The sequence below is a fragment of the Bacillus sp. YBWC18 genome (assembly GCF_002998775.1).
In the GTDB taxonomy this organism is placed as follows: Bacteria; Bacillota; Bacilli; order Bacillales; family Bacillaceae; genus Bacillus.
Map to the genome: position 1 here is coordinate 1 of NZ_PVRI01000002.1, position 13528 is coordinate 13528.

The following is a 13528-nucleotide window of genomic DNA, read 5'->3' on the forward strand; positions in this document are numbered from 1 at the left end:
ACGATAAATGAAAAATCAATGTACTGATCAATTTTACGAAGCAGGTGATCCTCTTCGACCAGTTGATCTAGCAATACAAATTCGGCTTCGTGCTGAGAAGAATTTCTAGTGTGGAACATGAGAAAAACACCTTCCTTAAGTGGGTTTTTCTCTATTATAAAATGAGGAGATGGAAAGTTTAAGGAAAAAATAAAGCTGTCGAGATTTTCTCGACAGCCTGACACCGCGATTAAGCGGTGTTTTGGATTAAGCATCGACAACTTCGACTTTTTCCATACCTTGGCCTTGTTCCATATCTAGAACAGCCTCGATACCAGATGTTACTTTGCCAAAAACAGTGTGAACACCGTTTAAATGCGGCTGAGGGTCATGTACGATAAAGAATTGGCTGCCGCCTGTATCTTTACCAGCATGCGCCATTGATAATGAACCTCTTTCGTGTTGATGTGGATTCCCTTCTGTTTCACATTTAATTGTGTAACCAGGACCACCAGTTCCATTACCGTTTGGATCGCCGCCTTGGCTTACGAAGCCTGGGATGACGCGGTGGAATTTCAATCCATCGTAGAAGCCTTCATTCGCTAATTTTTCAAAGTTTGCTACTGTACCTGGAGCAGCCTCTGGGTATAGTTCAAACTCAATTTTCTTACCATTCGTTAGTTGTATGTATCCTTTTTTCGCCATTTTTCACATTCTCCTTTCAGGTTAAACAACGCTCATTATAGCACATTTTCGGTGATGTTAAACATCCCCTGCTCTTTGATTGTGATTTACCTCTTTTCTTAGGATTGATACAATAGAAGAGCTTGATCCTTTTTTCCTATTAAATTAATGACAGACTGTGCAACATGTCTTCATTATATTGGAAAAGGAAAACATCTTAAAAAGAAAATTGAAACGTCGAATCGATTTGTTACGTCTATATGATGGAGTGCATTTCTTTACGTGTGCTCAAAAGATGAGTTTCTCTTGAAAGAGGAACCCTTTCGACTTGAAGGAGGTCAACATGTTAAAAAAATCAATGCTTGGTATGATGGCAGCGCTCCTTTTCCTCATTGGTGCGCCAAAAGTCAGCTTAGCGGATGCAGCTGTCGGCGATGTCATCGTCACACTTGGGCAAGACTTAACTCCGGCTGATCGCCAGAAGGTGCTTGACGAGTTGAATCCACCTGAAAATGCGACAAAAATTGAAGTAACCAATAAAGAAGAGCATGAATATTTAGGAAAGTATATCCCTCGTTCTTCTATCGGGACGAGAGCATTATCATCTTCATCTATCACCATTGAAAAATCAGGTACTGGTCTGACTGTGGATACACATAACATCAAGACTATTACAGATGAGATGTATTTAAATGCTTTAATGACAGCCGGTGTCAAGGATGCCAAGGTTGTCGTGACTGCGCCGTTTGAAGTTTCTGGTACAGCCGCACTGACGGGTCTATTAAAAGCCTATGAAGTGTCAAGCGACAAAGCGATTCCAGAAGATGTGAAACAGGTAGCAAACGAAGAGCTTGTGACAACTTCTAAATTGGGTGACTCCATCGGGAAAGACAATGCTTCTGCCCTTATTGCAAAAATCAAGGATGACATTGCGAAAAATGGTGTCCCTAAAACAACAAAAGAAGTCGAAGAAAAAGTGGATCAGGCTGCTTCTGATTTAAACTTAAATCTAACGCAAGATCAAAAGGATCAGCTTGTTTCACTATTCGATAAAATGAAGAACATTAATATCGATTGGAACCAAGTAGGATCTCAAATCGATAAAGCAAAAGACAAGATTACGAAATTCATAGAATCAGATGAAGGGAAAAACCTTCTTCAAAAGATTTGGGATTTCTTTGTCTCCATTTGGAACGCAATCGTCTCTGTATTTACTGGAGGAAAATAAGTCATTATAAAAAGCTGCCTGATGTACAGGCAGCTTTTTTACGTAGATGATTTCACTTTTGATTGATACGGTAAATCAAGTTTGACAATATCCGCATATGTTTCGCGTTCAACGACAAGCTGCGCTTCCCCGTCTTCTACAAATACAACAGCCGGGCGCGGGATGCGGTTATAGTTGTTTGACATACTGTAGCCGTAAGCTCCGGTACAAAAGACAGCTAATAAATCTCCTTGTGATAACTCTGGCAAATCGATATCCCAAATGAGCATATCTCCGCTTTCACAGCATTTCCCTGCAATGGAAACCGTTTGATCATGCGTTTGGCTCATTTTGTTGGCACTTGCCGCTTCATATTTCGCTTGATATAAAGCTGGACGAATGTTGTCACTCATTCCCCCATCTACCGCAATATAATCGCGAATGCCAGGTACATGTTTTGATGAGCCGATCGTATAAAGCGTTGTCCCTGCATCTCCAACGAGAGAGCGGCCTGGCTCAATCCAAATTTCCGGCATATCAAACTCATAGCGGGCTACGTTCTCTTTTACAGCTTGGATAATTTTCTCGACGTATTCTGTCGCAGGAAGTGGTTCATCTTCTTCTGTATAACGGATACCAAAGCCGCCGCCTAAGTTTAACACGGTCGAAATAAAACCAAATGATTCTCTCCATTCATCTAGCTTCAAAAAGATTTTATCTGCTGCAAGGACAAAACCAGCCGTATCAAAAATTTGTGAACCGATATGGCAATGAACGCCTAAAAGCTCGATCACTTCTGATCCAAGCACTTGTTTCACCGCTTCATCTGCTTGTCCATTGTGAAGGTCAAAGCCAAATTTGGAATCCTCTTGGCCTGTTGTAATGTAATCATGTGTATGCGCTTCGACACCTGGTGTAATACGGAGCAGCACTTTCACCTGTTTTGACAGCTCTTGACCAAGCTCTTCAATGAGCTTCATTTCGTAGAAATTATCTACGACAATACAGCCGATCTCGTGCTCTAACGCCATTTTCAATTCTTCCCTGCTTTTATTGTTGCCATGGAAATGAATTTTTTCTACCGGAAACCCGGCGCAAATGGCTGTGTGAAGCTCCCCTCCTGATACGACATCAAGAGATAATCCTTCTTCCTTGGCAAGCTGAAACATGGCGATGGAGGAAAATGCTTTACTCGCATATGCTACCTGCGCTGTTAACTCTTCTTCTATAAATGCTTTTTGAAAGCTTTTTGCACGCTCCCGTATTAAAGCCACATCATATACATAAAGTGGTGTCCCATACGTTTCAGCTAAAGAAACGGCATCAACACCACCAATTTCTAAATGACCGAGTTCATTTTGTCTGCAAGTGCCGTGTAAATACAATGTCATTCCCTCTTTCTCCGCCTCGGCTGAAAAAAGACAGCTGCGTGAGCTGCCTTTTGCCGTTTCTCAAAGTTAAAAATACAATATCACAATCTTCAGCCACTTTCAATGAGCGTTAAGAATTTGGCGGAATTTTTGATCTGTTTTGAGGGTGAACGATGCTTGGCCTTACTTTTGAGCCAGGAACAGACGTCCGAATTAACACTTGCCATAAAGCTTTCCCATTAAAAGGAAGAAAGGGCCACATATAAGGCGTCTGCAATGAACGTATGGATGTTAAATATATGATTAACAACGTAAAACCAATGATGAGTCCATTCAGCTTAAAGATCGCCACGAGTGCTAGTATGATGAGTCGTACAATCTTATTGGCGACACTCAGCTCATAGCTTGGCGTTGTAAATGTCCCGATAGCCGCTAGTGAGACGTATAAGATGACCTCTGGCGTAAATAAACCGACATCAATGGCGATTTGTCCAATTAAAACAGCCGCAATCAGCCCCATGGCGGTCGACAAAGCGGTTGGCGTATGAATCGCTGCCATCCTTAAAAATTCCACCCCAAAATCAGCAAGGAATACTTGTAATATGACCGGGATATGAGAAGGTTTATTAAAGCCAATATAGCTTAAATGATCCGGCAGAAGACTTGGTTCGAGGATAAACAGAAACCAAATCGGTAAAAGAAACGTTGAACATAAAATGCCTAAAAAGCGTACCCATCTTAGGAACGTACCAACTGCAGGTGCCTGGCGGTATTCTTCTGCGTGCTGAACGTGGTGAAAAATGGTGGTTGGCGTAATGATGACACTAGGAGATGTATCCGTAATGATGATGACATGACCTTCTAGTATATGGTTAGCGGCGACATCTGGACGCTCGGTGTAGCGTACAAGGGGAAAGGGATTGTATCCTTGTTTAATAATGAATTCTTCAATCGTTTTATCAGACATCGTCAGCCCATCGACTTTGATTCCTGATACTTCTTTCTCTATAATATCGACAAGATCTGGGTCCGCAATATCTTCAATGTAGCAAACACATACATCCGCTTTCGAACGTTCGCCTACTTTGAGCATTTTGTATCTCAGTTTTTCATCTCGCACCCGTCTTCGTATGAGCGCTGTATTGACAATAATGTTTTCAACAAAGCCGTCTCTTGCGCCCCGGACAACCTTTTCTGTATCCGGCTCCTCTGGCATTCTGCCAGGATAGCTTCTGACATCAATGATAAATGCGTAGTTTTCACCTTCTACTACAACTGCCACAAGCCCCGACAGTACTTGGTCTACCGCTTCATCGAGCGTTTCAACCTTTGAGACCTGCTGATTGACTAGACGGTTCTCGACCACACGTGCCAGATCATCTGATTCAGGTTCGTTGTCATTGATTTCAATTAGCTCTTTTAATAAGTAGATGACATACTGTGTATCACACAGTCCGTTTACATAGTAAAGTTGGATTTCCTGATCGTGTATATAAATTTTCCGCACGCCAAGGTCAAAGCTGAGACCCATTCCGACATTTTCCTTGAAGTAATCTTCATTTTTCTTCGGGTCTCGGTACACGTTTACCTTGTCTTTCTTCATGGAAACCACTCCTTTCTAAAATTAATTCAACTGCTTTCATTGTGATCGGAGATCCCTTGCTCAGATCATCTTTACGTCCCATTTTGCCAATATCTCCAATCCCAACAACAAACGGAAGATGGAGCGAGTCAAGACAATACACTGTATCCCCGCTCATTTTATGAGGCTCCATTTCAGGAAGACCATGCTTGTCGACACCGTATTCTGTCAGTTCACCCTCCCGGTCAATGGAAACATGAACTTTTGTCCATTCAGCTTGATGCGTTTTGGATGCAACGGCGATCGCTCCTATGACTTCAATTTCAGGGTGACGCGCCACATGCTTCATCGCTGTCTCTCCTGTTCCTTCACCTGTCAGGCCAGAGTCATCAAACATGACAAACACTGGATCATACGGCGTTTTTAAAATCATCTGTACAAGTTCAGGCCCTGTCCGTTTGCTTGGATTTCCTTTTGAGCTGGAAATACATCGTCCACCGACTTTTTTAGCAGCAAGCTCAATGGTTTTGGCAGCATATATATCTCCGTCTGTCACTAAAATGACTTTCCGTCTTTGCCCCATATTAGGTTATCCTTTCGGTTTAAAGATAAGAGCGATAATAAATGAGAATAAAATCGCAGCTGATATTCCAGCAGAAGTTAATTCAAAAATACCGATCCCGATTCCGATGAACCCGTGTACATCTGCCTGATGCATCGCCCCATGAAGCAAGCTATGACCAAAGCTGACGATTGGTACGGTTGCGCCCGCACCAGCAAATTCAATAAATTTATCATAAATACCGAAACCGTCTAATATGGTACCCGCCACAACAAAGGTGGTCATGACATGTGCAGGCGTAAGTTTGAGTACGTCTAGTAAAAGCTGGCCAATGACGCAAATAAGTCCGCCTGCAACAAAAGCGATAAGATAATCCATTAGCTCTCTCCTCCTGCACGCTCAAATACGACACCGTGCGCAATGGTTGGAATGGTCTCTTTTTGCTGGACCATCGTCGGGCTGAGAAGTGCCCCGGTTGCGACAACCAGTACTCTTTGCAAATTCCCTGCCTTCATTTCTTGAAAGATGTGACTGAATGTCACAACAGCTGAACACGCACAGCCGCTGCCTCCAGCGAACACGTTTTGATCGGGTGTATAGATGATTAATCCGCAATCATCGTGCTTTTGGCCGAGCTGAATGCCGTCTTCTTTGAGCAGATCCTTTAAGATCGGTGAGCCAATGCCAGATAGATCACCTGTTAAAATAAGATCGTAATCGTCAACCGTTCTCCCTAGATCCTCTAAATGCTGCTTGATGGTATCTGCTGCTGCCGGTGCCATTGCCGACCCCATGTCAAATGGGTCTGTAATCCCAAGATCCATAACTCGTCCCACAGTTGCGCTTGTAATTTGAATTTGGGAGGGCTCTTGGCTGATAATAACGGCCCCGCTCCCAGTCACTGTACTTGTCGCTGTGTCTGGTTTTTGTCCGCCGTATTCTGTCGGATTACGAAATTGGCGTTCTGCCGTCGCATTATGACTGCTTGTCGCAGCAATGGCTCTTTTTGCAAAACCACCATCTACTAATGCCGAAGCAATGGCGACCGATTCCATTGATGTGGAGCATGCTCCAAATAAACAAAGAAACGGGATTTTAAGTTCTCTTGCCACATAGTTTGCTGTGACGTTTTGATTCAGTAAGTCTCCTGCCAGCAAAAGATCAACATCGCTTTTTTGCAAATTTGCTTTTGATAAAGCGGTTGATATCGCATCATCCATGAGCTGCCTTTCAGCCATTTCCCAGTTCTTTTGATAACAATGCATTTCGTCGTATGTTTTATCAATTAGATGACCGATCGGGCCTTCTTTTTCTTTCGGTCCTGCAGCTGTTCCTTCTGCATTGACATAAAGCTTGTGCTCAAATACCCAAGATTGTTTACCTGTTAGTTTCACGTTTCATTCCTCCTACGAAAACGCCTTTTCCAAGATGTATCGAATGATCCCTACGACATATGCCGAGACGACACCAAAAACAATGACGTTCCCAGCAAGCTTAAACATGTTCGTGGCTACACCTAACACAAGCCCTTCACTTCTATGTTCAAGAGCAGCACTTGTCATGCTGTTTGCAAACCCTGTCACCGGGACAGCGGATCCCGCTCCAGCAAACTGGCCGATTCTATCGTAAATACCGATACCAGTTAATATAGAAGAAATTAAAATGAGGGTCGCTACGGTTGGGTTCCCTGCTGTCTTTTCATTAAAATCAAAAAAGTGAATATAGAAATTTTGCAGCCCCTCGCCTATGGCACAGATCAATCCACCAACAAGAAAAGCCTTGATGCAGTTGAGGACATAAGGAGGTTTAGGCTGATACGTTTTCACCTTAGATGGATAGTTCTCTTTTAAACTCGACACGTGTTGTTCCCTCCAAATTCTTAAATATAAATTAGCCAATGAAATAGTGAACCAAATACCTTTCCTAAGACAATGGCCATGAGAAGCAAAACAATTTTCCCGTCCATTCCAATTCTTTTCGTTAATATAGGAAGTACATTTAATACTTCAGTCAGCGCAGCTGCAAGCATGCCGACGAAGATGCCCGCTAAAAGACCGATCGGAAGTGCCAGCCATTTGGATAAATGCAAATGTATTGGACTTAAGGTTGCCCAGCCGCCAACGACCGCCCCGCTGATGACAGCCGCCTCGTACCCTTGTATGAAGCGCTGCGTTTTGGTTAATTGCATTAAACGAGGGATGATGCCCAGCACTGTGAGAAATGCCACAAACCCTGCTCCTACCGTTAAACCGCCGCCAAGTCCAACAAGCACGACAAAAAGCCACTTACCGATCATGAATGTCTTTCATTGTCTCTTTATTTTCTTTGAGGGCGACATAATGATCGAGATCGAGCTGATATTTAAACATTTCCACTTCAAGCGGACTTGGTTCTTCATTTAAACGCTTTTTAAATACATGATTGAAAAATAAAATCATGCCGAAGCCTAGTCCGAAGCTATATGGAATTTGCAATAAATAAGGATGCTCAACCGTTTTTCCTGTGATCATTTCATATAGGCGGATATGAACGAGCCGCATACTGACATCCTCGTGGAAATTCATAATGGCAAGCGCCGCTCCGACAAATAACAGGAGCCATACAAACACAAATAAAACGGGAGAAAGCTGGCGTTTGCCTGTATCAATTTCGACAATGGCCTCAGCGCCTCCAACGGTTTGAATGTCGATGTCTGGCCATGTTTTTTTGATCGTTTTGACCACATGCATGATATCAAGAACGGCGATGTGACGATCCTTTTTACTGACATGATATATCGGCATTTTGCTAAGCTTTTGCACAGCAAACTCATCACCAGTGATTTGGGCGATATCTTCTAAATAAACAAGCTGATCATTACCGGTCTTGATTCGATGGCGCAGCCGAAGAAAGATTTGTCCGTCCATCCAAGTCACTTCCTATACGATGGGTTAAAAATAGTATGTGGTGAAAAATGGTTCTCATACTGATAGAACTTGATTTACCGGTAATTACCACACAAAAAAAGCCAGCCTAATTGGCTAGCTGTCTTTTTGATCCATTTGCATTTGGATTTGTTTTAAAATTTTCTTTTCAAGCCGCGAGACTTGTACTTGTGAAATACCGAGCCTCTCTGCTACCTCAGATTGTGTTTGGTCTTTATAATATCTTAAGTACACAATGAGTTTTTCTCGTTCTTCTAATTCCTTGATCGCTTCTTTCAGAGCGATTTTATCAAACCATCTTTCTTCTGAATGATCCGCAATTTGATCAAGCAATGTAATCGGGTCTCCGTCATTTTCATACACGGTTTCATGAATCGATGTCGGTGAGCGGACCGCTTCTTGGGCGAGGACGACATCCTCTGGTGTGATATCAAGATATTCGGCAATTTCCTGGACAGTGGGCATTCTTCCGTGAGACTTAGACAATTCATCTCTTGCCCGCCGAATTTTATTTCCAAGTTCTTTTAGTGACCGGCTCACTTTGACTGTTCCATCATCACGAATGAATCGCTGGATTTCACCAATGATCATTGGAACAGCGTAGGTCGAAAACTTCACATCATATGACAAATCAAATTTATCAACAGATTTCAGCAGTCCAATACAGCCAATCTGAAACAAATCATCTGGTTCATATCCTCTATTTAAAAAGCGCTGAACAACGGACCAAACAAGACGCATGTTTTTTTCTACGAGGAGGTCTCTTGCTTGCTGATCACCGTCTTGGCTTTTTTTGATGAGCTCTTTGACTTCATCATTTGACAGCTGGGCTTTTTTTGCTTGCTTTTTTACCTCCACATCCATATGAGCAGCTCCTTTAATTACAAAGCGCTTTGCTTTTTGATAGATGCTTTGTTAAACGGATGGTCGTGCCCATTTCTGGAGATGAGTCTATCATGACATCATCCATAAAATTCTCCATGATGGTAAAGCCCATTCCAGAGCGTTCTAAGTCTGGTTTTGTGGTGAATAGCGGCTGTCTTGCTTCTTCAAGATCTGTAATGCCCATGCCTTCGTCACGGATGGTGAGGTACACAACATGGTCATCAAGTGTGACATGGATATGCACCTTGCCATCTGGATTTCCATCATAGCCATGGATAATGGAGTTTGTCACCGCCTCTGACACAACGGTTTTGATTTCTGTTAATTCATCTAATGTCGGATCAAGCTGGGCGATAAACGCTGCGACTGTCACCCTCGCAAAGGATTCATTTTGACTTAAAGCAGAGAAGGTCAGGTTCATTTCATTCCTCATGATGCCACCCCCAATGTTTGCAATGCCGTTTGCTCTGAAGGCTCCATACGGATGATTTTAAATAAGCCAGACATATCAAATAATCGGTTCACTGCTGGCGAGATAGCACAGACGACCATTTCTCCGCCAAGCTGCTTAATTTCTTTATATCTTCCTAAAATCACTCCGAGACCTGAGCTGTCCATAAACGTTAAATCAGCCAAATTCAGCACGATGTGGCGAATGTCCTCTGTTTCCAAATAATTCGTCACCTTTTGTCTCAATGTTTCTGCGGAGTGATGATCAAGCTCTCCTGTTAACCGAATGCAAAGTACGCTCTCTTTTACTTGAAAATCAATTTCAAGGCTCATCTTTTTATTCCTCCTTGCTCTAATTTCGGATAAAGATTGTTTCTCTTTTTTATCAAGTAAATCCTTCACCATGACAAAACTAGTGACCATTCGTCACATTTAGATGTTCTTTTCTTCTTACTCATAGCAAAAAGACTGCCAATTACAGCAGCCTTTCACATTTTATTTCCATTTCACAAATTCCGCCATCGCTCGTTTCAAGAAAGTCCAAACGCCTGCTTTTTCCATTCCTTCTTTAGCTTCTACAGGGCTTTCATGCAGCACTTTTCCGTCTTTTTTCAAGACAATTGTACCTAGTTCCGTTCCTTTTGAGAATGGGGCCGTGACATCCTGAGACAATTTGATTTCTTTTTTAATCTGATCCACATTTTCGCCTTTTTTCGTTAAAAGGGAGATTGGCTCAGAGGTGACAAGCTGAATTTTTTTCTTTTTCCCTTTGCTTACCTGGATCTCCGCTACATCTTGTCCTCGTTTGTAAAGCGGGTGAGTGGTGTATTGACTAAATGCATAGTCTAACATTTTGACCACTTGAGCGTTTCTGTCTTTCGGTGTACTTGCGCCGAAGACAACTGCAATGACGCGCATGTTGCCTTTTTTAGCGGATGCAGTCAAACAGTATTTGGCTTCGCCTGTAAAACCTGTTTTCAACCCATCGACACCTGGATAAAATTTAATCAATCGGTTCGTATTCACAAGCCAGAATTTTTTATCCGTGTTTTGACGGAGATAGTCTTCGTAGACCCCTGTGAATTTAGTGATTTGTTCATATTTCAACAGCTCTTTTGCCATTTTTGCCATATCATGAGCTGTACTGTAATGGTCTTTTTCAGGAAGTCCTGTTGGGTTTTGAAAGACCGTAGAGGTGAGGCCGAGTTCTTTTGCCTTTTTGTTCATTTGCTCCACAAACTGTTCTTCAGACCCTGCAATATGCTCTGCCATGGCAACTGAAGCATCATTTCCTGACGCAATCGCAATGCCTTTCATCATTTCTTTCACGGTCATTTCTTCTCCAGGCTCAAGGAAGATTTGTGACCCTCCCATTGATGCTGCATAGTCACTTGTTCTAACCTTGTCAGTCATTTTCAGTTTTCCTTGATCAATGGCTTCCATGATGAGAAGCATCGTCATGATTTTGGTCATACTTGCGGGTGCAAGCTTTTCATCGCTGTTTTTGTTGTAAAGCACTTTTCCCGTGTCACGTTCTATTAAGATCGCTGATTTGGCTTCGTGCACCAATTCTGATGTTTGTTTTTCTCCTGGTTTTTCAATCTTTTCTTTTGCTATCGCTGATGGTGAAACCATTGAGATAAGGATCATTAAAATAAACAATGCACATATATGACGTTTCAAGTGGCAGACCTCCATTATCGTAATCCTTTCTATTTTTTCCTCATACAGGCTGTTTTATTCAGAGATCGTATGATTGCCATAAAAAAACCTTCTGTCGATAAAACAGAAGGCTTCTTGAAACATGCTATGAGAGTTGTTTGACTATATCTTTTACTAAATCAAGGAAACTCGCTTTCACTTTTTCCGTTACTTCAATGACTTCATCATGAGACAGCGGCTGATCTAAAATACCTGATGCCGCATTAGAAATGCATGAAATACCAAGCACTTTGATTCCTGCATGACGCGCAACAATCACCTCTGGAACAGTTGACATGCCTACAGCATCTGCTCCAAGTGTTCTGAGGAAACGAACTTCAGCCGGTGTTTCATATGAAGGACCTGTCATCCCTGCATAAACACCATGCTGTACAGATATACCTAAGCGCTGAGCTGTTTCTTTTGCAAGTGCCAGCAAATCTTTATCGTATGGGGCAGACATATCAGGGAAACGAACACCTTGACTGTCATTTGGTCCAATTAATGGATTGGTCCCCATCATATTGATATGATCTGTAATCAGCATGAGATCGCCTGGATGGAAGGATGTATTCACACCGCCGGCTGCATTTGTCACAATGCATGTCTCAATGCCAATTTCTTTCATCACACGGACTGGAAACGTCACTTGCTTCATATCATATCCTTCATAGAAGTGAAAACGTCCTTGCATAGCACATACGACAGTGCCTTTCAGCGTCCCGATGACGAGCTGTCCTGCATGACCCTCTACTGTTGAAACAGGGAATCCAGGAATATCTTCATATTTCAATTTGATTGGATTTTCAATCTCATCTGCTAAAATGCCAAGCCCTGAACCTAAGATCAATCCAACTGTTGGTACGTTTGTTGATGCTTGTTTAATGTATGCCGCCGCTTCTGAAAACTGTGCTCCCACGAGATTTCCCCCTATTTGAGTTTAGATAAAAAGCTTGTGCCGTATTTTGGCATGGCTGACTTGAAATTGTCTGCAACTGTTGCTCCAAGATCAGCAAAGGTTTTTGCTGTTGGCAGTTCATTTGCTCCCTGATGCTTTTTGCTGTAAGCAATGAGCGGAACGTATTCTCTTGTATGATCTGTTCCGTGATGAACAGGGTCATTTCCATGATCTGCTGTGATCACAAGGAGATCATCCTCTTTCAACAGGTCAAACACTTCAGGAAGTCGTGCGTCAAATTCCTCTAATGCTTTTCCGTAGCCCTCTGGATCTCTTCTATGTCCGTAAAGAGCGTCAAAATCAACAAGGTTTAAAAAGCTGAGTCCTGTAAAGTCTGTTTTAAGTGTATCGACCAGCTTGTCCATTCCATCCATGTTCGATTTTGTTCTAAGAGAAGATGTGATTCCTTCGCCATCATAAATATCAGAGATTTTGCCGATCGCAATCACATCGAGCCCATCATCTTTCAGCTCATTCATCACTGTACGGTCAAATGGTTTTAAAGCATAGTCATGGCGGTTTGGTGTTCTGACAAATGCGCCAGGCTCCCCGACAAACGGACGAGCGATAATACGTCCAACCATATACTTTTCATCTAATGTGAGTTCACGTGCAATTTCACAAATACGGTAAAGTTCATCTAATGGCACCACTTCTTCGTGCGCAGCAATTTGCAGCACAGAATCCGCAGATGTATAGACGATTAGATCGCCTGTTTTCATGTGCTCTTCGCCAAGCTCGTCTAAAATTTCAGTACCAGACGCAGGTTTATTTCCAATAATGCCTCTGCCTGTTTTTTCTTTTAGTTCATTTAATAGTTCATCTGGGAATCCGTCTGGAAAGACTTTGAACGGTGTGTCTATGTAAAGACCCATGATTTCCCAGTGTCCTGTCATTGTGTCTTTACCATTTGATGCTTCTTGCATTTTTCCATAATACGCAAGCGGTTTTTCATCCGCTGGAATTCCTTTGATTTCTTTAATATGACTCAGCCCAAGCTTCGCCATATTCGGCATATGAAGCCCGTTCATTTTTTCAGCAATATGTCCTAGTGTATCTGCACCTACATCATTAAAATCAGCAGCATCGGGTGCTTCCCCAATTCCTACTGAATCCATTACGACGAGGAAAATGCGTTTATACTGATAATCAGGCATTAAAAAGCGCCTCCTTCAATATTCTTGTCTTTTGACCTTTCAAAAAGAGAGGTCTGACATCTCAAGTAT

The 13528-nt window shown here is 42.4% G+C and carries 16 protein-coding genes; 1 reads left to right on the top strand and 15 read right to left on the bottom strand.

The window, feature by feature from the left end:
* Window positions 1–246: 246 nt before the first annotated feature.
* Window positions 247–684: a peptidylprolyl isomerase gene (locus tag C6348_RS06165; protein WP_008359679.1), complete on the bottom strand. Its 438-nt coding sequence runs from the start codon at window positions 682–684 to the stop codon at window positions 247–249.
* A gap of 322 nt (window positions 685–1006) precedes the next feature.
* Between C6348_RS06165 and C6348_RS06170 the strand changes: the two genes are divergently transcribed.
* Window positions 1007–1891 (top strand): DUF1002 domain-containing protein, encoded by an 885-nt coding sequence (locus tag C6348_RS06170; protein ID WP_106042339.1) that lies wholly within the window; start codon window positions 1007–1009, stop codon window positions 1889–1891.
* A 38-nt stretch (window positions 1892–1929) separates the two neighbouring features.
* Here the strand turns inward: C6348_RS06170 and lysA are convergent, their stop codons facing one another.
* The 14 genes from lysA to deoB form a co-directional block, all read right to left on the bottom strand.
* Window positions 1930–3255, bottom strand: coding sequence for a diaminopimelate decarboxylase (gene lysA / locus C6348_RS06175; RefSeq protein ID WP_095285352.1), 1326 nt, complete (start codon window positions 3253–3255; stop codon window positions 1930–1932).
* 115 nt (window positions 3256–3370) lie between these two features.
* Window positions 3371–4843: a spore germination protein gene (locus C6348_RS06180; RefSeq protein ID WP_034661136.1), complete on the bottom strand. Its 1473-nt coding sequence runs from the start codon at window positions 4841–4843 to the stop codon at window positions 3371–3373.
* Window positions 4797–5405: a stage V sporulation protein SpoVABEA gene (spoVAEA, locus tag C6348_RS06185; protein ID WP_034661137.1), complete on the bottom strand. Its 609-nt coding sequence runs from the start codon at window positions 5403–5405 to the stop codon at window positions 4797–4799. The genes C6348_RS06180 and spoVAEA overlap by 47 nt, the downstream gene beginning before the upstream one ends.
* 6 nt (window positions 5406–5411) lie before the next feature.
* The gene (spoVAE, locus tag C6348_RS06190) at window positions 5412–5762 is read right to left on the bottom strand and encodes a stage V sporulation protein AE (protein WP_007501045.1); all 351 of its coding nucleotides are present in this window, start codon (window positions 5760–5762) and stop codon (window positions 5412–5414) included.
* On the bottom strand, window positions 5762–6778 hold the full coding sequence (gene spoVAD, locus C6348_RS06195; protein ID WP_034661138.1) for a stage V sporulation protein AD: 1017 nt from the start codon (window positions 6776–6778) through the stop codon (window positions 5762–5764). The genes spoVAE and spoVAD overlap by 1 nt, the downstream gene beginning before the upstream one ends.
* Window positions 6779–6790: 12 nt before the next feature.
* A complete protein-coding gene (spoVAC, locus tag C6348_RS06200) occupies window positions 6791–7243 on the bottom strand; it encodes a stage V sporulation protein AC (protein WP_034661140.1) in 453 nt (150 codons plus the stop codon).
* A gap of 20 nt (window positions 7244–7263) precedes the next feature.
* Entirely contained in the window at window positions 7264–7680 is a 417-nt protein-coding gene (locus tag C6348_RS06205; protein WP_034661142.1) for a stage V sporulation protein AB, read from the bottom strand.
* The gene (locus C6348_RS06210) at window positions 7670–8290 is read right to left on the bottom strand and encodes a stage V sporulation protein AA (protein WP_060596767.1); all 621 of its coding nucleotides are present in this window, start codon (window positions 8288–8290) and stop codon (window positions 7670–7672) included. Before C6348_RS06210 ends, C6348_RS06205 begins: the two co-directional genes overlap by 11 nt.
* A gap of 114 nt (window positions 8291–8404) precedes the next feature.
* A complete protein-coding gene (gene sigF / locus C6348_RS06215) occupies window positions 8405–9172 on the bottom strand; it encodes an RNA polymerase sporulation sigma factor SigF (RefSeq protein ID WP_060596768.1) in 768 nt (255 codons plus the stop codon).
* Between the two features lie 13 nt (window positions 9173–9185).
* Complete coding sequence (gene spoIIAB / locus C6348_RS06220; RefSeq protein ID WP_034661145.1) at window positions 9186–9626, bottom strand: anti-sigma F factor; 441 nt, start codon at window positions 9624–9626, stop codon at window positions 9186–9188.
* Complete coding sequence (gene spoIIAA, locus C6348_RS06225; protein WP_034661146.1) at window positions 9623–9976, bottom strand: anti-sigma F factor antagonist; 354 nt, start codon at window positions 9974–9976, stop codon at window positions 9623–9625. Before spoIIAA ends, spoIIAB begins: the two co-directional genes overlap by 4 nt.
* 162 nt (window positions 9977–10138) lie before the next feature.
* A complete protein-coding gene (locus C6348_RS06230; RefSeq protein ID WP_411266102.1) occupies window positions 10139–11293 on the bottom strand; it encodes a D-alanyl-D-alanine carboxypeptidase family protein in 1155 nt (384 codons plus the stop codon).
* A 157-nt stretch (window positions 11294–11450) separates the two neighbouring features.
* A complete protein-coding gene (locus C6348_RS06235; protein WP_106042342.1) occupies window positions 11451–12263 on the bottom strand; it encodes a purine-nucleoside phosphorylase in 813 nt (270 codons plus the stop codon).
* 11 nt (window positions 12264–12274) lie between these two features.
* Entirely contained in the window at window positions 12275–13459 is a 1185-nt protein-coding gene (gene deoB / locus C6348_RS06240) for a phosphopentomutase (RefSeq protein ID WP_106042344.1), read from the bottom strand.
* Between the last annotated feature and the right edge of the window lie 69 nt (window positions 13460–13528).